Here is a 24367-nt window from a genome sequence, read left to right as displayed (position 1 = left end):
AATCGATGTTTGAACAAACAATGACAAGGCTGCACGAACTGATGATTGTTCTGTATGCTATGAGCATTCTTTTTTACTTCATAGATTTCTTAAACAAAAACCGGAAGGCAAATATGTTTGCCTTCTGGATTCTTGCAATTGTTTGGGCTCTTCAAACAATTTTTTTGTTTCTATACATGATGCGTACAGGCAGGTTTCCGGTCCTCACCATTTTTGAGGGGCTTTATTTTTATGCATGGGTGCTGATTACTCTGTCTCTTGCGATAAACCGGGTTCTCCGTGTGGATTTCACAGTGTTCTTTACGAATATATTGGGATTCATCATCATGGCCATCCATACGTTTGTGCCTGTGCAGGTTGAATCCAATGCGATGGCAGAGCAGCTTGTTTCGGAATTGCTGCTGATCCATATCACAATGGCGATTCTTTCCTACGGTGCTTTTTCCCTGTCTTTTGTATTTTCTCTTCTTTATCTTCTGCAATTTAAGCTTCTCAAAGAGAAAAAGTGGGGACAGAGGTTATGGCGGATCAGTGATTTGTCGAAACTGGAAAAAGGAGCCTATATTTTGAATGCAGTAGGGGTCGCAATGCTTTTGCTGGGATTGATTCTCGGCTTGCAGTGGGCAATCATCAAACTGCCTGATTTTATTTGGTACGATCCGAAAATAATAGGTTCATTCATTTTATTGATCATCTATAGTGTGTTTTTATATTTACGTGTACGGAAAGAGGTATATGGCAAGAATTTAGCTCTGTTGAATATAGGCGCATTTCTGGTAATCCTGATTAATTTTCTGCTTGCCAGCCGTCTGTCGTCATTCCATTTCTGGTATTCATAAGCTTAGGAGGTTCGTAATGCGAAAAATTATAGTAGGTTCACGTCGAAGCAAACTAGCATTAACACAAACAAATTGGGTCATTAGTCAGTTGAAAGGACTGGATCCTTCGTTTGAGTTTGAAGTAAAGGAAATTGTCACAAAAGGGGATCAGATACTTGATGTGACATTATCAAAAGTGGGCGGAAAAGGTTTGTTCGTTAAAGAAATTGAACAGGCGATGCTCGACAAGGAAATCGATATGGCCGTCCACAGCATGAAAGACATGCCGGCAGTGCTTCCTGAGGGGTTATGTATCGGTTGTATCCCTGTGAGAGAGGATCATCGCGATGCGTTCATTTCCAAAAATCATGTGAAGCTTAGTGATCTTCCTGCGGGATCGATCATCGGTACCAGCAGTTTGAGAAGGGGAGCGCAGATCCTTGCCAAGCGTCCTGATCTTGAAATCAAATGGATCAGAGGAAATATAGACACCCGGCTTGCCAAACTTGAAAACGAAGATTATGACGCCATTATATTAGCTGCTGCAGGATTATCCCGAATGGGCTGGACATCCAATGTAGTGACAGAATTCCTTGAGCCCGAGGTATGTTTGCCTGCAGTCGGACAGGGTGCTCTTTCTATAGAATGCCGTGAAAATGACGATGAGCTCCTGGGACTATTGAGTAAGTTTGCTTCAGAACATGTGACCAAAACGGTAACTGCCGAGCGTGCTTTCCTCCATAAAATGGAAGGCGGCTGCCAAGTTCCAATTGCGGGATATGCGGTATTGGATAAAGAGCAGGACATAACGCTTACTGTACTGGTTGCTTCTCCAGATGGAAAAGATATTTATAAGGAAACTGTTTCGGGATCAGATCCTGTTCAAGTTGGCGAGGAAGCTGCTGCACTGTTGACTGAAAGAGGTGCTAAAGCTCTGATCGACAAAGTCAAAGAGGAGCTTGACCAGTAATGATTTCCTCTTTACCCCTTAAAGGTAGAGAAATTCTCGTGACCAGAGAAGAAAAGGCAGCGAAAGGGATGGCGGATATCATCAGGCAATATGGCGGTGTCCCCCATATTATTCCGCTTATCTCTTTCAGGCCATTTCAAGATAAAAATGAACGTACATATTTAGAAAGACTGAAATCCTATGATTGGATTTTTTTTACTAGTAAAAATGGTGTCCGCTTCTTTTTTCATCAATTAGAGGAGCATAACCTTTCACTTAAGAAAAGCAGAATCAGGTTTGCCGCTGTCGGGGAGAAAACATGTAGAGAGCTGGAGCGTCATGGTGTGGAGGTTGATTTTATCCCTGACTTCTATACGGGTGCAGATTTTGCTGAGGAGTTCATTCAGAAGTTCCCCGAAGCAGGACGGGTTCTCCTCTCTAAAGGGAATCTGGCAAGAGACACCATCGCCTCTTTCTTTCATAAGAGAAATAAGATGCTGGATGAGTGGATAACCTATGAAACCTGCTTTCCAAAAGAAAGTGAAAAAAGTCTGGCCGCATTACTTCAGGAAAAGAAAGTATCGGCAGCAACTTTTACCAGTCCTTCAACGGTAAAGCGATTTGTGAAAATTGTGAATGACCACCGTTTGGAAGAGGCAGTGAAAGGTTTGACCGTTGCTTGCATAGGACCTGTAACGGAGAAAACAGCTGTCCGGAATGGTATGACTGTACAAGCTGTCCCGGAAAGGTATACAGTTGAAGATATGGTAGAGAAGTTAGCAATACATTACATCTCTTTGAATGAAGAGTAGGGAGGAACAAGTATGAAAGACTTGAAATTCAACCGCCACCGCCGTCTACGCCAATCAGAAAACTTAAGAGCGATGGTACGTGAAAACTTTTTAAGGACGGAAGATTTAATTTATCCCCTGTTTGTAGTGGAAGGTGATAATGTAAAGAATCCTGTCGCATCCATGCCGGGTGTTTTTCAGATTTCTTTGGATTTTCTAAGAGAAGAATTAGATGAGTTAAACAGCCTGGGCATCTATTCCATTATTCTGTTCGGTGTGCCCGCAGAAAAGGATGAGCTTGGAAAAAGTGCTTACGATGCCAACGGGATTGTCCAGCAGGCAACTCGCCTTGTAAAAGAATACTATCCGGAAATGGTTGTTGTTGCTGATACCTGTCTGTGCCAATATACGGACCATGGACATTGCGGGATTGTAGAAGGTGGAAAAGTCCTCAATGATCCTACACTTGATCTGTTGGCCAAAACAGCTGTAAGCCAGGCAGAAGCCGGGGCGGATATCATAGCACCATCCAACATGATGGATGGATTTGTAGCAGCGATCAGAAAAGGGCTGGATGAAGCTGGATTCATCGATGTACCGATCATGTCCTATGCAGTCAAATATTCTTCAAGCTTCTATGGACCATTCAGGGATGCAGCCCACAGTTCACCACAGTTTGGCGACCGCAGAACATATCAAATGGATCCTGCCAACCGAAAAGAAGCACTGCGGGAAGCACAATCGGATATGGAAGAGGGGGCAGATTTTCTGATTGTAAAACCTGCACTGTCTTACCTGGATATCATCCGTGATGTCAAAAATGAATTCAACGCCCCAGTCGTTGCCTATAATGTGAGCGGCGAGTACTCCATGATTAAAGCAGCAGCAGCCAATGGGTGGGTTGATGAGAAAGCGATGGTCATGGAAAAACTTATAAGCATGAAAAGAGCAGGAGCCGATCTTATTATCACATATGCAGCGAAGGATGCAGCAGCCTGGATTAAAGGCGAATAGCCCCCTTTCAGGTGATTTACAGCGAATTTAGTAGAAACGGAGGAACGTATCATGCGCAATTACGATCAGTCAAAGCAGGCATTCAAAGAAGCAGTTAAATTAATGCCTGGCGGGGTGAACAGTCCTGTCCGTGCATTTAAATCAGTCGATATGGATCCGATTTTCATGGAGAGAGGAAAGGGTTCAAAGATTTACGATATCGATGGAAATGAATACATCGACTATGTTCTTTCATGGGGTCCGTTAATCCTTGGCCACACAAATGAAAGAGTGGTTGAATCAATTAAGGAAGTTGCAGAACTTGGTACAAGCTTCGGTTCACCTACTTTGGTTGAAAACAAACTTGCAGAGCTTGTAATTGAACGTGTACCTTCCATTGAAATTGTCCGGATGGTATCTTCAGGCACTGAAGCGACGATGAGTGCATTGCGCCTTGCCAGAGGATATACAGGACGCAACAAAATTGTTAAATTCGAAGGCTGTTATCATGGGCATGGTGACTCACTGCTGATCAAAGCAGGTTCAGGTGTTGCGACTCTTGGTTTGCCGGACAGCCCGGGAGTACCTGCCGGTGTCGCAGAAAATACGATAACCGTTCCATATAACGATATAGAAAGCTTGAATTATGCCTTTGAACAATTCGGGGATGATATTGCCGGTGTCATCGTGGAACCGGTTGCTGGAAACATGGGAGTTGTTCCTCCACTGCCTGGATTCCTTGAATCACTAAGGGAAATCACTGAGAAGCACGGTTCTCTCTTGATCTTTGATGAAGTCATGACTGGTTTCCGTGTGGGATACAATTGTGCACAAGGGTACTTCGGTGTAACGCCGGATTTGACTTGCCTTGGAAAAGTCATTGGCGGCGGGCTGCCTGTCGGTGCCTATGGCGGAAAAGCTGAAATCATGGAAAGAGTTGCGCCGAGCGGTCCAATTTATCAAGCGGGTACCCTTTCCGGGAATCCTCTTGCCATGACGGCAGGTTATGAAACGCTCAGCCAGCTAACGCCTGAGAGTTATAAAGAATTTGAAAGAAAAGCAGATCGGCTGGAAGAAGGCCTTCATGCAGCTGCTGAAAAATATGATATCCCTCATACAATCAATCGTGCAGGTTCGATGATCGGGATCTTTTTTACCGACAACGAAGTGAAGAACTATGAGGGAGCAAAGAGCTCGGACCTTGAGCTATTCTCTGCTTACTATCGTGAAATGGCAAACGAAGGAGTATTCCTTCCGCCATCTCAATTTGAAGGGCTTTTCCTTTCTACCGCCCATACAAACGAAGACATCGAGAAAACACTCCAGGCAGCAGAAAAAGCCTTCCAACGCATTAAAGGATAAAACAGACAAAGCCATATACTTGGCTTTGTCCCAGACCGTAGACAACCCCACTCCACCCCCAAGAGGATGGAGTGGGGTTTGTTAATTTTTGAAGATTCATGACAGCAAACGTAAGCATCGCCTGTATTGAGACTCTTTTAAGCTCTCAAGGTCCTCCAGCGCATGCCATGCTTCTCTTTTGTCTCAGCCAAAACTCCTTCGATTGTTTTTTTTCGTGTTATTCGCGATCGATATTAATCTCTTCATCCCAATGACCCTGGTAACTCCTCGTTTCGACTCGAATTCCTTTCTTCTCAAATTTCTTCTTGTTGGCATTCGCTTTTACATACGTTGAATCAATGAAAACAACGAAAGCGTTAACCAAACTTTTTCAAGATACGGTATAAAATCTGTTCAAATTTTGGATCCCCACTTTCCGCATAGAACGTCATGAAAAGATCATTTTTAAAATCAATTCATATTCTTCCCCTCCACTTCATAAGTTGATAATGACATTGATTTACCTTGTTATGGAATTGAAAGGAGGAGTTTTCTTTGTCACAAGAACAACAATCGTGTTTGCGATTTTCATTGGAAGAAGCTGTTTGGTTTAAAAAAGGACAGGAAGTAGAAGAATTGCTTTCCATCTCTTTAGATCCCCATATAACGATCCAAGAGCAGGAACAATACGTACTTATCCGGGGAACACTGGATTTAACAGGTGAATATCTACCGAGCGGTTCAAATGAAGAAGACCAGGACAATTGGTATGACTTTCATCAGAATGGGAAGTACGTCCACCATGTAGAGTTCAGGGAAAAAGGGGAGTGCGAATTTACACACAGCTTTCCTGTTGATGTAACAATTCCAAAGAACCGCATTGCCAACATGAATGAAATTGATGTATATGTCGATTCATTCGATTATGTGGTTCCTGAAAATGCATGTCTGAAGTTGAATGCCGACCTGACAATTTCCGGTATCTATGGTGAACAGCAGGTCCAGGCATCGTTTGAACTGGCTGAGGATCAAGTGATTGAACCAGTTTATCGCTCTGCCCCTGCTGCAGAAGTTCTTCAGGAAACAGAGGAAGAAGAAACATTTGATGAGCTCAACGAACCAGAATACGAAATTGATCGAGGCGAGGAAGAAGCAGAAGTTGAAATAGAAGTTGAAACAGAAGTAGTAGTTGATGAAGAACTATACGAAGACGACGGCGAAGAAGATGATGAAGATACTTATGAGCCGTTTACGGTTGAAGGGAGAAGAGCTCCGGAGGAAGAGGAAGAAGTAATCATCCCAATTTCTTATGAAGCGAAAAAAGAATCTCCGCCAGTTTTTTCTTATGATGAAGACGAATTTCAATACGCAAGAGGAGAGCAGCAAATAGAGTTTGAGGAAGAAGAGTCCCCTGAAGTTGTCCAGATGATTGAAAATGATGCAGCTATGGAAGAAGAAGAAGAAAGCAGCTCTTCGCCGGATGCGAAAGGCAAGAAGAAGTCTCTTTTTAAGAAAAAAACAGAGATGATTTCTTTAACTGATTTCTTTGCCCGCAAAGACGAGGGAAGAGCAGCGAAAATGAAGGTTTGTATCGTTCAGCAAGGGGAGACACTTGAGCTGATTGCTGACAAGTACGAGTTATCGATTCCTCAGTTACTGCGTGTGAACCATCTGGAGGCACATCAGGATGTTACGGAGGGTCAGGTTTTGTATATTCCTAAAGAAGAAGCAGCTTATAAGAATTAACTTGTGGTGGGCAGGGTCTGATCCTTGCTCTTCTGTTTTTTTCCCGGAAACTCATTAGAAGGTTGAAGCTGTATGACATGCTGAAAATGGTAAGCTAATGCAACAGAAAAGTTTAGAGATGGAAAAAAAGGTTTTCCAACAGAGAGAGCAAAGGGACGATGTAGGGTCCGATCGGTGTTGGACAAAAAAACAGCCCAGAAAAGCAGACCCAATTCCATTAGTTCCGGATAACTACAAATCCCAACAGGCTGGAGTCAAACAGGAGCCCTTAACGTTTAAACTATAAAGCAGGTGAGGGGAATGGCTAACGACGAAAATTTAACTGCTGTTTTAAAACCGTATGGTGTCCAACCGCATTTTACCGAGGATTTCGGCAAAATTCAAAAAGTGTATACAGAAAAGGGGACGCTCGCTGTCAAAAAGATACCTGCGGGGAAGGGAGTGGACTTTGTCAGGAATGTCCAGCATCTGTTTCAGTCAGGTTATCACAGGATTGTGCCGATTTATCCGACCCTCGACGGAAGGTATGCGATTTGGCAGGAGAATGATTTGTATTATGTCATGCCCTGGCTGGCAAACGAGGTAAAAGAAAATCACTTCGAAAGGCATCAGACACTTTTCCGGGAGCTGGCCAGGCTTCATACCCTCTCTTCCAAAGATCAAAAAATAGGGAAAGAGGAGCGTGAGGAACATTACGAAACCTTGAATTCCAGGTGGGAAAAAGATCAAAATTTCCTTGAGGAGTATATCGAGCTGTGTGAAAAGGAATGGTACATGTCACCATTTCAGCTGACGTACTGTATGTATTACGCGGACGCCTCGCAGGCTTTGAAATTTGCGAGAAAGAGATTTGACAGCTGGTATGAGGAAACGAAGGAGCTTGAAAAGGTCAGGAGTGTCGTCGTACACGGAAAGATCTCCCCTGAACATTTTTTATATGATGAAAGGGGATCAGGTTATTTTTCCAACTTTGAAAACACCAGGATCGCTTCTCCGATTCATGACCTTCTGCCGTTCCTTTCTAGAACCCTGAAGACGTATCCGAAAGCATATGATGAATGTTTTGACTGGCTCATGACATATTGCAGCCATTTTTCATTCAGGAATGAGGAAAAATTGTTATTCTTAAGCTATCTCGCTTACCCGAGCGGCCTGATTACCGTTGTCAAAAAATATCATGAAACCCCAAAAGAAAAACGGAATGAAATCAAGTTCCTGAGGAAACTGCAGCATCACTACTGGCTGTTGAAAAATACAGAATATATCGTGATGAAGTGGGAAGAGTGGGAACAACGGAAAAAAGAAGCGCAGCAGAAAGCACAAGAAGGAGCTTCATCCTCTTAGGGGAGAAGCTCCTTTTTATAACCATTCAAAATAAAGGGCAACCGCAAGGCCGATGAAAATCGCCAGTAATAAGACATCAAATGTGGTAGGGATGAGTATGGTCCTGATCCCTTGAAAAATACAGAATGGGATACTGAACTGCTTACCAACGTTTCTGCAGGTCCGAAGCCAAGGAGGCAGTAAATAGGGATTATATTTTTTCCGCAAATGATCTCCTCCCAACATGATTTATATTATTCTATGTGAAGAATATTTGATTGTTCCGCATTTGTCCGGAAAAGTTTTTTGCATTATTTTTAAAAAAATGGGCGATAATGATTGACGAATAGAATTAATATCCTATACTATATTGAATAATAGTTAATACATTCGAAATGCAACGAAAGGGAAGAGTACTTTGAAACTCGCCTCCAGAGAGGGAAATCATCTGCTGAAAGATTTCCCAGGTAAAGACAAAGGAATGTCGCCCTTGAGCAGTTTCCGTGAAAGACCAGTAGCGGAAACCGGTTTAAAGCCGTTATCTCAATGAAGTGCCAGGTGTCAATTTAGCCTGTGTAAAAAGGTGGTACCGCGAATAGCTCCCTCGTCCTTTTAGACGAGAGGAGTTTTTTTATATTTCTGGAAAAAACCACAAAGCGGCACCAACTATAAGGAGGATGAGATCATGGAAAACAATGAAATCAGCATGCCGACCAAATATGATCCGCAATCGATTGAAAGCGGAAGATACCAATGGTGGCTGGACGGTAAATTTTTTGAAGCAGAAAGTGACAAAGAGAAAGAACCATACACAATCGTTATCCCGCCGCCAAACGTTACAGGCAAGCTGCATTTGGGGCATGCATGGGATACAACACTGCAAGACATCCTGACAAGAATGAAAAGGATGCAGGGATATGATGTACTATGGCTTCCGGGAATGGACCATGCCGGCATCGCCACTCAGGCCAAAGTTGAAGAAAAGCTTCGCAATGAAGGAAAAACAAGGTATGACCTTGGCCGTGAAAAGTTCCTTGAAGAAACATGGAAGTGGAAAGAGGAATACGCAAAACACATCCGTGCACAGTGGGCTAAGCTTGGGCTCGGACTTGATTACACAAGGGAACGTTTTACCCTTGACGCAGGCCTTTCAGACGCGGTTAAAGAAGTTTTTGTTACACTATATGAAAAAGGCTTGATTTACCGCGGCGAATATATCATCAACTGGGACCCAGCAACGAAGACGGCGCTCTCCGATATCGAAGTTATCCATCAGGATGTTCAAGGCGCTTTCTACCACATGAAATATCCATTGGCTGACGGATCAGGGCATATTGAAATTGCGACTACACGTCCTGAAACAATGCTGGGGGATACAGCAGTTGCGGTACATCCTGAAGATGACCGCTATAAGCATCTGATCGGCAGGAAAGTAACACTTCCAATCGTCGGCCGTGAGATTCCGATTGTCGGAGATGATTATGTAGATATGGAATTCGGTTCAGGAGCCGTTAAAATTACACCAGCCCATGATCCAAATGATTTCGAAATCGGGAACCGCCACAATCTTGATCGCATCCTGGTTATGAATGAAGATGGAACAATGAATGGCAATGCAGGAGAATACCAGGGAATGGATCGATTCGCCTGCCGCAAGCAAATTGTTAAAGACCTGCAGGAGACCGGTGTTCTCTTCAAAATTGAAGATCATATGCATTCTGTCGGCCATTCTGAACGAAGCGGAGCGGTTGTAGAGCCTTACCTATCCACTCAGTGGTTTGTTAAGATGCAGCCACTTGCTGACAAAGCGATAGAGCTTCAAAATAGAGAAGATAAGGTTACATTCGTTCCAGACCGTTTTGAAACATCATACCTTCGCTGGATGGAAAACACGCGCGACTGGTGCATCTCCCGCCAGCTGTGGTGGGGACACCGCATTCCGGCTTGGTATCATAAAGAAACAGGTGAAATTTACGTTGGGAAGGAAGAACCGGCGGACATCGAGAACTGGAGACAAGAAGTGGATGTTCTGGATACGTGGTTCAGTTCAGCGTTATGGCCGTTCTCTACAATGGGCTGGCCGAACACTGAAGCTGAAGACTTCAAACGCTATTATCCGACAGATGCGCTTGTAACAGGATATGATATTATCGGTTTCTGGGTTTCACGCATGATTTTCCAAGGACTTGAGTTTACAGGGAAACGCCCTTTCAAAGATGTTCTGATCCACGGTCTTGTAAGGGCAGAAGACGGCCGTAAGATGAGTAAGTCCCTTGGAAATGGTGTCGATCCCATGGAAGTGATCGATCAATATGGGGCAGATGCGTTAAGATATATGCTCTCTACAGGAAGTTCTCCAGGACAGGATCTCCGTTATTCTACCGAAAAGGTTGAATCTGTTTGGAACTTTGCCAATAAGATCTGGAATGCTTCAAGATTTGCCTTGATGAATATGGATGGTCTTAAATATGAAGAAATCGACCTGACGGGTGAAAAATCAGTTGCGGATAAATGGATTCTGACGCGATTGAATGAAACCATTGAAACGGTAACGAAATTAGCTGACCGCTATGAGTTCGGTGAAGTCGGCCGCATCCTTTACAATTTCATCTGGGATGACTTCTGTGACTGGTACATTGAAATGGCAAAGCTGCCGTTATATGGGGAAGATGAATCTGCGAAGAAAACAACCAGGTCGATCCTGGCTTATGTTCTTGATAATACGATGAGATTGCTTCACCCATTCATGCCATTTATTACCGAGGAAATATGGCAGAACCTGCCGCATAAAGGCGAATCTATTACGGTTGCTGAATGGCCGTCAGTAAAAGAAGAATTCTCGGATAAAGGCGCTGCTGAAGAAATGAAGCTGCTCGTTGAAATCATCCGGGCGGTACGGAATATCCGCGCCGAGGTAAATACACCGTTAAGCAAACAAATCAAGCTGCTTTTGAAAGCGAAAGATGAGCAAACATTAAACACACTTGAAAAGAACAAAGGCTACATCGAGCGCTTCTGTAATCCGGAAGAGTTGACGATTTCCACAGAAATTGAAGCTCCTGATAAAGCCATGACAGCTGTCGCAACAGGTGTTGAATTATTTCTTCCATTAGAAGGGCTTATCAATATCGAGGAAGAGATCGCCCGACTTGAAAAAGAATTGGAAAAATGGAATAAAGAAGTTTCCAGGGTACAAGGCAAGCTGAACAATGAGAAGTTCATCAGTAAGGCTCCCCAAAAGGTTGTTGATGAAGAGCGGGCCAAAGAAGCCGATTATCTTGAAAAGCGCAGTACTGTTGAAGCGCGAATCAAGGAATTAAAAGGTCAATAATAACTTGTGAAAGTACGGGACTGGTCAAGGACGAGGTATAACGTCTGTAAGACCGGTCCCGATTTTCGATAGGAGGTCAAAATGGCACATACATATAAGGAGGCAGTGGACTGGATCCATTCCAGGTTACGGCTTGGCATAAAGCCTGGATTAAGCAGGATGGAGTGGATGATGGAAAAACTGAACCACCCTGAAAATGAACTGAAGGCTGTTCATATTGCCGGAACGAATGGAAAAGGTTCCACTTTGACATTCCTGCGCAACATACTGGAATCCGCAGGGTATGACACAGGAACTTTTACTTCACCATATTTTGAAGTATTCAATGAAAGAATCAGCGTCAATGGAAAACCGATCTCGGATAAGGAAATTGTGGAGTTGGTAAACGTCGTCATCCCGCTGGCAGAGGAGCTGGAGGAAACCGAATGGGGAGGGCCATCAGAGTTTGAAGTCATTACATGTATGGCTTTATATTATTTTGCCCGCATCAATCCAGTCCCGATTGTTCTGTTTGAAGTTGGACTAGGGGGCCGTTTCGATTCCACGAATGTTATCGACCCATTGATTTCGATCATAACGAATATAGGAATGGACCACACTCAATTCCTTGGTGATACGATCGCGGAAATCGCTTTTGAAAAAGCGGGAATCATAAAAAACGGAAAGCCTGTCATAACGGCAGCTTCGCAGGAGGATGCCCAAAAAGTAATAATATCTAAAGCGTCAGAAATGCAAGCAGAATTATTTATGCTCAATCAGGATTTTGAAATCAAGTACGAAGGCCCTTCTCAGAACGGAGAGAGATTTGAATTTTTTAGTGAAGGTGGAAAAAGAAGTTTTGAAATCGGAATGATCGGCAGGCACCAAACAGAAAATGCTTCCCTCGCGGTTCAAGCTGCCTATCTTTTAAACCAAAGATATTCATTTCAAATCGAAGAGAAAGCCGTCGAAAATGGATTGGTTTCCGCTCATTGGCCGGGGAGGATGGATAAAGTGAATGACACTCCAGCTGTCTTTTTGGACGGGGCCCACAATCCTGAAGGGATGCAGACACTGATCAACACGATTGACACGAGATTTAAGGGGAAGAATGTTCAAATCTTATTTGCTGCATTGAAAGACAAGGACCTGACCTCCATGCTTAAGAAGCTTGAAGGAAAAGTATCTGAAATCGCGTTGACCACTTTCGACTTTCCAAGAGCTGCATCTCCAGAAGAACTCTCAGCACACTTTCAACGAGGGAATCACCGCGTTGTAAGAGACTGGGAAACCTATGTGGCAAACTTCATAGCAGATGGCCGGGAAGAAGATATATTGATTGTAACAGGGTCGCTGTACTTTTTATCTGCCGTGAGGCCGAAGGTTGTAGACAACTGATAGTATTTGTAAATTTTTCATGACTTTTCTGGTGTAGTTTGATAAAATATTCTTAAACTTGTGACTTTTTAACTAAAATGGGTAGATTTTACTATACAGAGTAGAAGGAAGGAGGGAGGTTGATGACGATTACTAAGGTTCAGGAAACGATCATATGGGCAGTTTGGGCTTTGCTGGTTCCTGCAGGGATTTATTTTACCTATCAATATTTTCCTCCGGTTAACGTTGATGTACTTAGTATATTGGCGTTTATTGTCTTTACGATCATCATTTCGGTCATGCCGATAGTCATTAATGGCCTTCCGATTCTGCTCATACAATGGGTTTCGCTGGCGGCATTCTTAAAATTCGGCCTGTTCTTTGAAGTGGTTCTGCTGCAGATTGCCATTTTCACTTATATGATCCGCCTGCGGATAGGGAAAAGTGATTTGTACCGGCTGCCTTGGAACTCGATCATGTTCTTCCTTATGTCAGTATTCAGCGGTCTGGTGTATTTTTCTATTGGCGGCACCATCGGGTATACGCCTGTAGAATCGATATTTTTCCCTGCCCTCATCTATCAGGTTTCTGCTATTCTCTTAAACCAGGTATTATTAGTAGGCTTCCATGCCTTCCTCAATAGGGAAATCAAGTTATTCGGTGACGATCTGAAATGGGACTTCTCAGCGATGCTGATCATGTTTCCCATGGGTCTGGGATTATTCTATCTTCAATATGGGATCGGCCCTATTTCAATATTCCTGATCGGCCTGCCGTTTATATCTGGTGCCATGATCCTGAGGCTCTATAACTCATCAGAACAAATCAATCAGTATCTGCAAAAAGCAGTTGAAATAGGGCATCAGCTTACTGAGAGCCTTCAAGTGAATGAGGTGCTTCAGCTGTTTTTGGATAAAATCCTCCAGACGCTTCCGGTCCAATATGCTTACATATTGGATGTAAAAGGAGATGAACTGGTTCTCTTGAGAAGGGTTGAAAACAATGAAAACAAACCCGTTAATCTTCCGCCTTTGAAGAAAAATGAAGGAATCAGCGGAATTGTGTGGGGAACAGGGAAATCCGCACTGTTTCATACAAAATCAGACTGGACAGAGGTAGTCAAAGGGTATATGCCTGAGGATGTAGAAAGTGTCCTGTCTGTTCCTATTGTCAGGAATCAAAAGGTAAGAGGGGTTCTGCTTTTAGCTTCTTCTAAAAAGAGGGCGTACAAAAAATATCAGCTGATGATTGTGGATATTTTATGTTCGTATCTCGGCGTCGCCATAGCGAATGCCCGCCATTATGAAATGACTAAGCGGAACAGTGAACATTGTGCCTTAACAAAGCTTTATAATTACAGATACTTTGAAAACCTGCTTTCAAGTGAATTCACCGCCATGCAGAGCGGGGATCGCGCCTGCCTTTCCTTAATCATGCTCGATATCGATCACTTTAAATCAGTCAATGATTCCTATGGACATCAAAGTGGAAATGAGATTCTTTATGACCTGGCAAGAAGGCTGGAAACACTAATTGGAGAAGAAGGGACGGTCGCCCGATATGGCGGCGAGGAATTTGTCATCCTGCTTCCGGATACCACTAAAGAAGATGCCTTCCTTATTGCAGAAATTGTACGCAGAACAATAGCGGACAGGCCGTTCATTTTACATAGCAATCTTGAAGTCGAGAGAAAGACCATTTCGCTGAAGGTAACGGCAAGTATTGGGGTGGCAACAGCCCCGATTGACGCCGATGACAATATGTCCCTGATAAGGCACGCTGACAGAGCCTTGTACACAGGGGCGAAACAGGCGGGAAGGAACCGGGTTGCTGAATATGTGAAGTCATCCTGACCCCGTTTTGAACAGCGGGGTTTTTTATATTTGTAAAAATTCGTCGGATTGAGCACTTTGGTCTATGTAAAGGGGAATAAGCTTGATATAATAGTAGATAAGTAGTGAATAGCAATTATTATTTTACAATAAATGACAAAAAAGGAGGGGCGGATTTGAAAAAGAGATTTTCTTTTGGGATCATTCTTGCACTCATATTCAGCTTCATATCATATACCTCACAGGCTAACGCATCAGCTCAACCTTCCATTGAATTTTCCGTGCAACCAAGTGCAACAGAATATGTCAAACCTAAAACCGGGGATGCCCTGGGCAGACTGGACATTGATTTGACGCCGAGGGGACAGGCAACGAATGAGGAACGGAAGCCGATCGATGTCGTTTTTGTGCATGACACCTCAGGTTCTATGAAAGATACATATGGCGGCGTCAAAAAAGCGACCAGTGCCGAAAACGCATTGAAAGAATCTCTTAAATTTTTTGAGCAGAATAAACAAAGCAATGATAAATATTATTTTGTCCCTTTTGACAGTGATGTGAGTTACAAGTCCAACGGGAATAAGAAAGTCGAGCCGACTGAAGGAATCAGCAGCATCAAGGCAATGGCAGAGAATCTTGATTATGGGGACCGGTCATGTTTTATTATTTGGTGCAGTGAATATGACTTCAGTGAAGGCGGAACAAACTATACTCAGTCTCTGGATTATGCGCTGACAAAGTTTTCAGGAATGAGGGACGCTTCCAGATACATCATCTTTCTTACGGATGGTGAACCGACTTCCCTTAGATACAATAATCAGCAGTATACTCTTTATACGAATGGAAAAGCTTCGATCGGGAATTATTACGAAGATTATAATACTGTTAAAAAGACGATCTTACAGAAAGCTGTAGCAAGTTCCGAAAAGCTCGGTGCCAATGAAGTTAAGATGTACAGCATCGCCTTCGCCCAGCCCGGGGAGGTAAACTATCAGCTTCTGGAGACAATGTCGAATAAGACAGGCGGAAGAGCGATTCAGGCGAATCCGGACAGCCTTTCAAATGTCTTCACGGACATCTCAAAGGAATTTAATTCTCCTTCTATTGACGGTGAAATTCAAATCGACTTAAGCAAATTCAATGGAAAAGTGAAGCTCGCAGCCAATTCAGATGCGTATGTGGACAATCGGAATGTAGTGCATATGAAATATAATTTCACTTATCCGATTGGTAAGCAGCCTTCTCCAGCAAATTTACAGATGAGCCTTCCTCTTGAGTTTACAGAAAGAGGACAATATGTGTTTGATAATATCAATTTGATTTATAAGGACTTTGACGGGAAAACACAGCCTGCGGTTACGCATAGAAACGTTACCATCAATATCGTGGATGAAGCAGCACCTAAATTCGAAAGTGCTGTGAAAATCAATGGAAATCAATATCATAGCACCGAAAACCTGGTTAAGATGGGTATGCAAAATAATGAGCATAATGAATTCTCAATTGAGTATGATTTAACGCCATCCGGGGTACTCCAAACCAATAAGTCAGGAGCTCTGAAGGATTTACGCATTGTGCAGCCATTACCTGAAGGAATCAGCCTGAAGAGCCCAAACCTGCAAACGAATGTAAGCGGATCTCTCACAGGGGCATCTGTAAAGGAAATTAACCAAGGCGGGCAAAGGGCAATCGAAATAACGTTAGGTAAAACAATCAATTATTCCGGCAGCAGTTTCTCACCAAGCCGCTTGAATTTAAAAGCCGTCCTTCAAGCAGAATTTGCTATGTCCTTAGTGAAAATGCCAAAGGCCACCATTTATTACAATGATACAAATTTCAGTGGCCAAAGCCATACCCTGACTTCGCATTCGGGGTACATCGGTCTTCAGGTCATCTTGAAGGGCCTAACAGATGGTACCAGTTATATTGGGGATCATACTGGAAAGCTCATAAAGAAAAACGATGGCACGAATGAAGTATTGGCGGAGGCAAACCCTAAGCCACTTCCCGTGAAGGGCCTTGAGTTAAAGGATGGAAGCACGATAAGGGTTCATTTTAATGACAGTTCCTACCGTGACATTTACCTAAAAGCTGATTTTGACGTAGTTGAAAACAACACGAATAAAGTCCTTGGCACGAATGAAGAAACCACAGGACCTGCTTCCTTCAAAATCAGTAAGCTTGTAGGCGGAGAAGATGTGATTTACCGCTATAAGATTAGTTCCAGCAAAATGGATTCCGGATGGGTTGAATTCAATCCAAAGGATACTATTGCGATTCCTGGCGACCTGAGTGGAGAAGTAGAAATCCAAGTGAAAACTGAAGGCGGATTTACTTTAAACCAGCAGCCAATCACGAAGAAGATTGTGATAATCAAAAGAGTTAGTGAAATAAATGTGTCACCTAATCCTATAGAAATCAATGTTGATGAATCCATTGCTTTCCAAATTGAAGTCTTACCAACAGAAGCTGCCGATAAGAGCCTTACTATTTATCTGCAAAATGGCAATGGCAATAATGCCGAATATTCCGGTGGGGGTTCACAGGAACATCGAATCCTTGGTGTCAAGGCCGGGGAAGATCAATTAATCATAGAAGCAAAAGATGGTTCCGGCATTAAGAAAATCATACCTGTTACGGTCATCGACCCGTATGTGGCACTGGAGGAGATCCGATTCAAACAGGACAAGATCAACTTGCCATTAACAGATCAGGAAATACCGATAGAACGATTCCTGATTTTCAACCCGGAAACTGCCACCAATAAAGAGTTGGAAGAAACGATTTCCTCTTCTGAAGCAATCAGCGTGATAGAAGAGAATGGTAAATGGTTTATCAAAACCGAAGAGCTCGGCTTTACGACCGTGACAGTAACAGCTGAAGAAGACAATTCGATTACCGACTCAGCCGTTTTTGAAGTCGTCACCCCTAAAGAAGGCGGAGACGATAATCCTTATCTTGATGGAAGATGGTAACAAAAAAAGCTTTCCCCAGTGCGGGAAAGCTTTTTTTCTATTGAACAGAAACCTCATCACTGAACAGTGATAAGTATTCCGTTTTGGGAAGAGCATCAATTTTCTGCAGAAGAATGTCCCGGTTGTAATTGATATTGAAACGGGAGTAGTGAAGGTCCTGATCAATCCTGGTTGAGTACAGGTCGGCTTCCCTGATGTTTGAAATCTCTCCTCTGATGGCATTGATCTCAAGGGTGTCATGGGCAAAAACGCCGCCGTCAATATGAAAAAGAGATCCGACGCCATAAAGATCTGCACATTCATCGGTATAAAAGAAAGCTTTTAATGGCTTAATGGACTCATCCGTCACTATGCCGTCAAAGTCATCCCCTTCTTCGCTCTGAGCAAAATATTTGTACTCATTCATCCTGGTCATTGTCAGTTTCTTGCCGGACAGCAGTATAAGCTGCTTTGTATTTTCCTCACTGCCGGAAATGTTCAGGTTTGAAATGAATGCTTCCCCGCCGGAGTAGATGACAGAATCAAAGATCACTTCATCATCTTCAGGAAGGTCACCTTCATTGCTATTGCCCTGTATTAAGAGGTCTGCTCCTGCAATCATATTACCAATGATAGTGGAAACAGAATCAAGGGACTCTATCGTCAATGAAGTTCCTGCCAGCATATAACCCGTCTCTTCGGCAGGACTGGCTTTTTTAAATGAAAATGTACTCTTTCCCTGAATATTGATACTTCCGGCAGAAATGATGTTTCCATTGACCATCATCTCTCCATTGAGATTGATGAGATGAATATCCCCGGTGGCAATGATGTCGTTGAGGGAAATGTTCTGATTGCCAATAATATAGATATCTCCATCAGCAATGATTTTCCCGGGAAAGCTCAACTCGGAAGAAACACTCGATATCACAAGGTCCCCAGGTACCTGAATATTCGATGCTGTACTGGTGTCAATCAATTTATAACTGAGAGAATCCACTTCATTTTTGATGTCCTCATCAAGCAGTCCATCCAGCCCTTCTAATGTGGATCTGCCAGGAAAACTGACCGTGTTAAACGAATAGGCACTTCTAATCGATTGGCCTAATCCATCTGGCAGCTCCTCAAGGGTTGACGTTTGAGTGAATCCCTGTTTCTGCTGGATTAGATTGATTTGTTCATTTATCGTTTTTTGGAAGTCTACTTCAATGAACTGGCTGTCATTCTTCAGTTGAGGCAGGCGGTTATGATAAAATTTATCTGCCGTCAGATAATCCATCACTTCTATATACTGCGCCTCTGAGGAATCGATGTAGATATCCCCAAAGATGGAAGAGTAAGGAGTCTCCATTTCCTTATCGTCTCCATCCGTCAATTGATAATGAGCATTTTTGTCTATGGTCAATTTCTTTCCAAACACATTTCCAGCAATATTAGGGGACCCGTTTATGATGGTTTCCTCGCCGGCGCCTGCGGCATATTTTAGAAAGCCCGGCATCGGCGAGAGGATGATCCGTTTACGGATGGTCCGGTTGACCTTTCCCTGCTGATTTTCTGGATTTTTGACTTTCACCACAAATTCCAACACTCTTGTTAGTTGAAGGGAAGGATCAATGCCAAAGGTTTTGAGACTTGAAATTCCGTTTCCCAAGCACTCATTTTCACTTCCAGTGATCAAATATTTTGGAGTGTCAGCGGTAACATCCACAACATTCACACAAGAGATGCTTTCCCCTGCAGCCAACCGCCCTTGTCTGGAAGTAAAGTAAGTGCTTAACTTTGCTGTTAATCCAGCCGCCGATATGTTTTGAACCTTGAACGCATCAAGTGACAGGTTAGCTGATAGATCCGCTGTCATTTCATCTATCAATTTCAACCCGTCATAGGTTATATCAATATCCGTTTCCCTAACCTCGGTCCTTTTAGCACCGCCGATCGAAGCGGAAAGGACGGCCATTCCAAGCGTAATGACCACCAGCGATGTAATCATCACTGTGATAAGTGTATTGCCCCTTTGGTTATTCAGCACTTAAGCCACCTCCTTTAAAAACCAAAACTGCTTTCAAGATTTAGTTGTTTGGTATGATTTGTATGTGAAACCCGAAACTCGAGAAAGATAGTGGCGCTCGTACACTGGCCGTTTCTGTTTTGGTCTGAGCATTTAAAGGAGATTTCGGAATTTCGAAAGTCGGAAGGGGTATCGACAATTGAACGGCCGCTTGACCACACTCTGCGGCCGTCTTTATCCGACAGTTTTATTTCAAAGTAGCTTTCACTTGTCTTTTGTTTATCTTGATCAATTACTTCTGGATTATATTGATTCTGAGCAGTTTCGACACTATCCACAAATTTAAGGCAGTTCTCTTCTTCATCGCATTTTTCCACATAGTCAAAGGGAGTGGAATACAGGCTGTTCATCATCATGGATGAGACGTAATCGGCATCATCCCTGAGCTGTGCCTCGATACTGACCTTTTCATAAATTTTATAGCCTGTCAAAAAGGTTCCGTAGATGACGGGAAGCAGAATGGCTGAAATGGCAAGAGTCAATAGAAGCTCGATCAATGTGAGGCCATCTTCAGCGGATGTCCTCGCTTTTGACCGTTCCATCAACTGTTGTACTGTGTTCCTGATCATTTGTCATCCACCTCACTTCTGCCACAATCGGTATATAGTATTCAAGTTCTCCCTGTTGAGAGGAAGAGACGGACTCTGATTGTATTTCTACTTCATAATTAGTTCCATTGATAGGAATATCTTTGCAATCCGCGGGAGGAGTCAGTCCGGTTTCGAATGTCTTATAGCCATCAGCACACAATTTCAATTGCAAAGAATGCTCACCCGGCTCGATAGTTCCATTATTTACTTCAGAAAATTCTTTTTTGATTTCTAAATAACTCTGCCCCTCCATGAACATCAGGGCATTCCGGGCAACATTGACGGCAACCGTCTTTTTTTGATTCATATTTGTGTATGTACCTGCCTGGAAGAAAAAATTTAAAAACACCAAAAGCACGATGCTAAGTATCGTAACTGAGACTAAAACCTCAATAAGTGTCAAACCCTGGTTATTTTTTAATATATTTGACAGTTTCACTCCGTCACCTTCTTTCAAAATGCCTAAGTTTATTATACAATATCTAAGAGTCGAATATTGTAGAAGTAGTGCTAATTTCATAGAATTTTAATACATGATGGAGGGAGTGGGAGAATGGAGGAATATATCTTTGCTCTGATAGCCTTCGCAGTCCTTTTGCCTGTGCTGTTTTTCCTGCCTGGCGGGATAACGAAGAAAGGGAAGGTTTGGATAGCCGGCGGCGGCCTGCTTATTTCTCTTATGGGCTTGCTCGCATTGAACCAGTATTCACTTTGGATAGTAGCCATAATATTATTAATCTTAGTTATTGTATCATCCTTGATGATAGGAAACCGCTTCGGCCCGCAGCTCTTGGCGGAAGGCGGGGCGCAGAATGGGAACACTTTGGCAGAAGAACGAGATGAATCAAAAGGCATTCTCTTCACTGCTGTTGAAGATGATGTGAAAATGTCTGTAAGTACAGTCGAAGAATTGAATGGATCCGATGATGATGCACAAGAATTACATCATGATGATGAAATAGAAGAAATTCCGAATCCTTCTGAATTGGATAACACATCCGAAGAGGTCGTAGATCAGCTGTTTATCCAGGAAGAAGTGATTATCGAAGAGGCTCCGGATGTGATGGAGGATGCATCTGAAGATCAAGTAACGGAAGAAGAATTAGACTTAAGTGAGATTGAATGGCTGATTCAACAGGAGAATCAGGACACTGAGCCGGTACATAAATTGGATCTTGAGGATGAGGCTCCTGATTTGGAAGAGGCACTTGAAGAGATGGATTTCCCTAAGGATTCCGGAAATGATTCCCCTGATGGAGGCTTGGAGACACTCAGTGAAATTGAATTGATGATTCATCAAGCGGACGAAGGAGAGGACTCCACTGAAGCAACCCCGGAAGAGGATTCGGCAGTTCGTGACATGCTGGAGTTTGAAGATGAAGATGAACTGCAGCCGATTGAATTATCGAATGATGAGTTAGAGCTTTTAACAAGTGATACTCCGAATGAAGCTCCTGAATCGGAAGCCGATGACCTTCCGCAGGAAATAGAGGAAGAAACAGCAGAAGCTGAATCGACCGAAGTTTCCTTGGAAGAGGATGAGGCAGTTCGTGACATGCTGGAGTTTGAAGATGAAGATGAACTACAGCCGATTGAATTATCGAATGATGAGTTAGAGCTTTTAACAAGTGATACTCCGAATGAAGCTCCTGAATCGGAAGCTGATGACCTTCCGCACGAAATAAAAGGAGAAACAGCTGAAACTGAGTCCACTGAACCAGAAGAAGAGATATCTGAAACTCCAGTTGTGGCGATGGAAGAAGAGGAAGAAGTGTTCTCTGCTGAACATCCTGCTGAGGAACCAGAGGCACACTCTCCACTTCAAACGCTCGTGATTCAGACAATCGTTGAAGAACTTTCTTATTATAAAAATAAGCTTCCATTGGAAGACTTTGAATCATTGGTCGGACAGTACATGCATCCAGAAATGCACGACCGCCACTATTATGTTCTCGCCCAGCAATTGATTCAGCGTTACCATGGATCAAAAGAATACAGGAAGTTGAAATTATTCATAGACGGCATAGAAGAAAGATTCATTTCCTATCCTGTCCTGAAGAGTGAATTGAATGATTATAAAGAAATCGCCTGGAAGAATATCGTAAAACAACAAATGATGGAAAACGGAAGGGAATAGGTGTAAAGGTATGAAAAAAAGTGCAGAAATTGTGGGATTGCCGATCATTAGTATTAACGATGGAGTCGAAATTGGAAGTGTGAAATCGCTTGTTGTAAACCCTGAAAAAGGATCAGTGGATTTCCTGACAATTGAACATGAAGATTGGCAGGTGAGCGTTAAGGCTATTCCCTTTAAAAAAGTAATCGGTATCGGGGAATATGCAGTCACAGTCGAGAATGGCAATGCGGTCATCGATTTAAATGAAATCCCTATCGCAAACGCCCTGGTAAACAAGAAAATCAGAATCATTGATACCAAGGTGATGTCAAGAAAAGGCCAATTAATCGGTGAAGCGAAGGAATATTACGTGGACGATGAAACAGGCAACATCATCGGCATTCTTGTTGATGTGAAAGAAAATGAAAAGATCCTGGAGGCCGGACAGATCCTGACATACGGAAAAGATATCCTGATTGTTCAGGAAGATTCCATGGATCATTTTAAAAATTCAGTAGAAGACCTACTTTCTGATGATCAGGCAGCAGGAGATACGGACCCTGAAGAGGCAGGATCAAACGACTTGGAAAATATCAAGTCGAAGCAGACGGAACTATTGAAAGGCAAACGGGTAACAAAAGATATTTCCGGTATCTCAGGGGAGACCTTGATTCCGGTTGGAACGCTCCTGACAGAAGATGATATTGCCAAAGCACAAAACGAGGGACCATCCGTTTTTGTGGAATTGACAATGAATACAGAAGAGTAATGTGAAAGGAGCAATTGACATGGAGAACAAGCCATTTAAGAAAGTATTTTTTCCATTGCTCTCTGCCACCGTATTTATTTTCGGTTTCTCCCATGCAGGCTCTTTTGCATTAGATAAATTCACTGAAACTACGGTCATTAAACCGTCGACAATGGTAGCTTCCATCAATATTGGAGGGCAGCCGGAGGAAGAAGCAAAAGAAGCCCTGGCAAAAGCTGTTGCGGACTGGAAAGCAACGGCAGAAATGACAGCTGAATTATCCGGTAAAGAAACCCCTATCGATTTGTCGATTTTCCATATTGATTTAGATGAAAGTTTACAGGGTGTAAACGAGGGAGAGCCTAATCAATTGGCGGTCTCCATAGATGCCGGCCCTCTTATGGAAGGGCTGAAAGCAGCTTTTCCTGATTTAAAAGCAGAAGAAATGGATACCGCTGCTTTCCAGCAAGATCTGATTAGCCAGGTTTCCATGCTGCCAAGCAATTCTATCATTTCCTTGAGTGACTACTTTCCACAGGGAAGCGTTGAAGAGGTGACAGCAGAAGCCCTATCAGGGGACATAACTGTGACTCCTGAAGTTAAGAGATTCATAGAAGCGTTTCCTGAGATTGCCGTCAAGCAGGGTACAGATTTTTCCTTCCTGCGCCACTTGGAGGATAGTGGTTTCTCAGCAAGTGATGACCTCAGTCTGGTGACATCGCTGTTATATAAGCTTATCCTGCAGACCAATTTTACGATCATTGAACGAAATACAAGTCCGGAACTGCCAAAACAGGTAGAACTCGGCTATGAAGCGAAAACGGACGCCTCCAGTAATCTCGACTTTATATTCGCAAATCCGAACAGCACTGATTATGTCATTCAGTTGGAGCTATTAAATAATCAGATCTACGGCAAACTGGTCGGTTTTCCGTTCGCGACTGACTATAAAGTGTCGTTGAAAGATAAGGAAGAGTTCCCTCCAAAGAAAATTATCCAGTACAACCCGTTCATCGAGAAAAATGTTGTCCGGGTACAGGAAGAAGGCCGTAAAGGGGTCTTGATCAAAGTGTTCCGCCAAAGCATTGGAGGCAATGGGGAAGTCATGGAAAAGGAACTGATTTCGGAAGACTTCTATCCTCCGGTACACAGAATCGAGATTCACAGTTTGAAAGAGGCGCCTCAAGATATCAAAGAAACCGATATTGTGGATACTCCACTTCCTGACACGGAAAATCCTGATGAAGAAGGGACCAGTGAACTTCAGCCAAATTCCGGAAGCGGCGATAATAACTCTGATAGCGCAACCGGGGAGTCCAATGATACTGAAAGCACAGACAGTCCTACTGGTTCAGTGACTAAAGAGGAGTCTCAGAACGCTGTTAAAGACAAGGAAAAGCTCAAGTAAACT

Annotated in this window: 18 protein-coding genes, 1 pseudogene and 1 other annotated feature; of the genes and pseudogenes, 14 read left to right on the top strand and 5 right to left on the bottom strand. The window is 43.1% G+C overall.

What is annotated here, in order from left to right; all coding sequences use genetic code 11:
• The first annotated feature begins 5 nt into the window (after window positions 1-5).
• From AC4E8A_RS17440 to hemL, 5 genes are read left to right on the top strand one after another with little or no spacing between them, the layout of a single operon-like run.
• Window positions 6-839, top strand: coding sequence for a cytochrome c biogenesis protein (locus AC4E8A_RS17440; protein WP_490194818.1), 834 nt, complete (start codon window positions 6-8; stop codon window positions 837-839).
• A 16-nt stretch (window positions 840-855) separates the two neighbouring features.
• Window positions 856-1788: a hydroxymethylbilane synthase gene (gene hemC, locus AC4E8A_RS17435; RefSeq protein WP_490194816.1), complete on the top strand. Its 933-nt coding sequence runs from the start codon at window positions 856-858 to the stop codon at window positions 1786-1788.
• A gap of 38 nt (window positions 1789-1826) precedes the next feature.
• Window positions 1827-2579, top strand: coding sequence for a uroporphyrinogen-III synthase (locus AC4E8A_RS17430; RefSeq protein WP_490194814.1), 753 nt, complete (start codon window positions 1827-1829; stop codon window positions 2577-2579).
• 12 nt (window positions 2580-2591) lie between these two features.
• On the top strand, window positions 2592-3572 hold the full coding sequence (hemB, locus tag AC4E8A_RS17425; RefSeq protein WP_490194812.1) for a porphobilinogen synthase: 981 nt from the start codon (window positions 2592-2594) through the stop codon (window positions 3570-3572).
• A gap of 51 nt (window positions 3573-3623) precedes the next feature.
• Window positions 3624-4913, top strand: a complete 1290-nt coding sequence (gene hemL, locus AC4E8A_RS17420; protein WP_490194810.1) for a glutamate-1-semialdehyde 2,1-aminomutase — start codon at window positions 3624-3626, stop codon at window positions 4911-4913.
• A 220-nt stretch (window positions 4914-5133) separates the two neighbouring features.
• Here the strand turns inward: hemL and AC4E8A_RS17415 are convergent.
• Window positions 5134-5311: pseudogene (locus AC4E8A_RS17415) on the bottom strand (IS5/IS1182 family transposase); the annotation flags it as partial.
• Window positions 5312-5447: 136 nt separating this feature from the next.
• On the opposite strand from AC4E8A_RS17415, the gene spoVID reads away from it, so the two are divergent.
• Complete coding sequence (gene spoVID, locus AC4E8A_RS17410; RefSeq protein ID WP_490194808.1) at window positions 5448-6638, top strand: stage VI sporulation protein D; 1191 nt, start codon at window positions 5448-5450, stop codon at window positions 6636-6638.
• A gap of 300 nt (window positions 6639-6938) precedes the next feature.
• Window positions 6939-7982, top strand: coding sequence for a spore coat protein YsxE (gene ysxE, locus AC4E8A_RS17405; RefSeq protein ID WP_490194806.1), 1044 nt, complete (start codon window positions 6939-6941; stop codon window positions 7980-7982).
• Between the two features lie 15 nt (window positions 7983-7997).
• Here ysxE and AC4E8A_RS17400 read toward each other — a convergent pair whose 3' ends face one another.
• Window positions 7998-8189: a hypothetical protein gene (locus AC4E8A_RS17400; protein WP_490194805.1), complete on the bottom strand. Its 192-nt coding sequence runs from the start codon at window positions 8187-8189 to the stop codon at window positions 7998-8000.
• A 163-nt stretch (window positions 8190-8352) separates the two neighbouring features.
• Window positions 8353-8576 (top strand) — a binding site (T-box leader).
• A gap of 70 nt (window positions 8577-8646) precedes the next feature.
• On the opposite strand from AC4E8A_RS17400, the gene AC4E8A_RS17395 reads away from it, so the two are divergent.
• The 4 genes from AC4E8A_RS17395 (at window position 8647) to AC4E8A_RS17380 (ending at window position 17455) form a co-directional block, all read left to right on the top strand.
• Entirely contained in the window at window positions 8647-11292 is a 2646-nt protein-coding gene (locus AC4E8A_RS17395; protein WP_490194803.1) for a valine--tRNA ligase, read from the top strand.
• Window positions 11293-11373: 81 nt separating this feature from the next.
• Window positions 11374-12669 carry a bifunctional folylpolyglutamate synthase/dihydrofolate synthase gene (locus tag AC4E8A_RS17390; RefSeq protein ID WP_490194801.1) on the top strand — a complete coding sequence of 432 codons (1296 nt, stop codon included), beginning with the start codon at window positions 11374-11376 and terminating at the stop codon, window positions 12667-12669.
• Between the two features lie 122 nt (window positions 12670-12791).
• On the top strand, window positions 12792-14501 hold the full coding sequence (locus AC4E8A_RS17385; RefSeq protein ID WP_490194799.1) for a sensor domain-containing diguanylate cyclase: 1710 nt from the start codon (window positions 12792-12794) through the stop codon (window positions 14499-14501).
• 155 nt (window positions 14502-14656) lie between these two features.
• The gene (locus AC4E8A_RS17380; RefSeq protein WP_490194797.1) at window positions 14657-17455 is read left to right on the top strand and encodes a vWA domain-containing protein; all 2799 of its coding nucleotides are present in this window, start codon (window positions 14657-14659) and stop codon (window positions 17453-17455) included.
• A 37-nt stretch (window positions 17456-17492) separates the two neighbouring features.
• Here AC4E8A_RS17380 and AC4E8A_RS17375 read toward each other — a convergent pair whose 3' ends face one another.
• Genes AC4E8A_RS17375 through AC4E8A_RS17365 form a run of 3 tightly spaced genes read right to left on the bottom strand, consistent with a single transcriptional unit; the run spans window position 17493 to window position 20531 of the window.
• Window positions 17493-19463 carry a hypothetical protein gene (locus AC4E8A_RS17375; RefSeq protein ID WP_490194795.1) on the bottom strand — a complete coding sequence of 657 codons (1971 nt, stop codon included), beginning with the start codon at window positions 19461-19463 and terminating at the stop codon, window positions 17493-17495.
• Between the two features lie 14 nt (window positions 19464-19477).
• Window positions 19478-20071 carry a prepilin-type N-terminal cleavage/methylation domain-containing protein gene (locus AC4E8A_RS17370; protein WP_490194793.1) on the bottom strand — a complete coding sequence of 198 codons (594 nt, stop codon included), beginning with the start codon at window positions 20069-20071 and terminating at the stop codon, window positions 19478-19480.
• On the bottom strand, window positions 20013-20531 hold the full coding sequence (locus tag AC4E8A_RS17365; protein ID WP_490194792.1) for a type IV pilus modification PilV family protein: 519 nt from the start codon (window positions 20529-20531) through the stop codon (window positions 20013-20015). The genes AC4E8A_RS17370 and AC4E8A_RS17365 overlap by 59 nt, the downstream gene beginning before the upstream one ends.
• A 114-nt stretch (window positions 20532-20645) precedes the next feature.
• On the opposite strand from AC4E8A_RS17365, the gene AC4E8A_RS17360 reads away from it, so the two are divergent.
• From AC4E8A_RS17360 to AC4E8A_RS17350, 3 genes are read left to right on the top strand one after another with little or no spacing between them, the layout of a single operon-like run.
• On the top strand, window positions 20646-22229 hold the full coding sequence (locus tag AC4E8A_RS17360) for an SdpI family protein (protein ID WP_490194790.1): 1584 nt from the start codon (window positions 20646-20648) through the stop codon (window positions 22227-22229).
• 10 nt (window positions 22230-22239) lie between these two features.
• Complete coding sequence (locus AC4E8A_RS17355; protein ID WP_490194788.1) at window positions 22240-22977, top strand: PRC-barrel domain-containing protein; 738 nt, start codon at window positions 22240-22242, stop codon at window positions 22975-22977.
• 19 nt (window positions 22978-22996) lie between these two features.
• Entirely contained in the window at window positions 22997-24364 is a 1368-nt protein-coding gene (locus AC4E8A_RS17350) for a VanW family protein (RefSeq protein WP_490194786.1), read from the top strand.
• Window positions 24365-24367 lie beyond the last annotated feature (3 nt).

The sequence above is a fragment of the Bacillus sp. SRL337 genome, from assembly GCF_984799155.1.
Note: the sequence above shows the minus strand (reverse complement) of the source record. Positions and strands in the feature narration are given on the sequence as shown.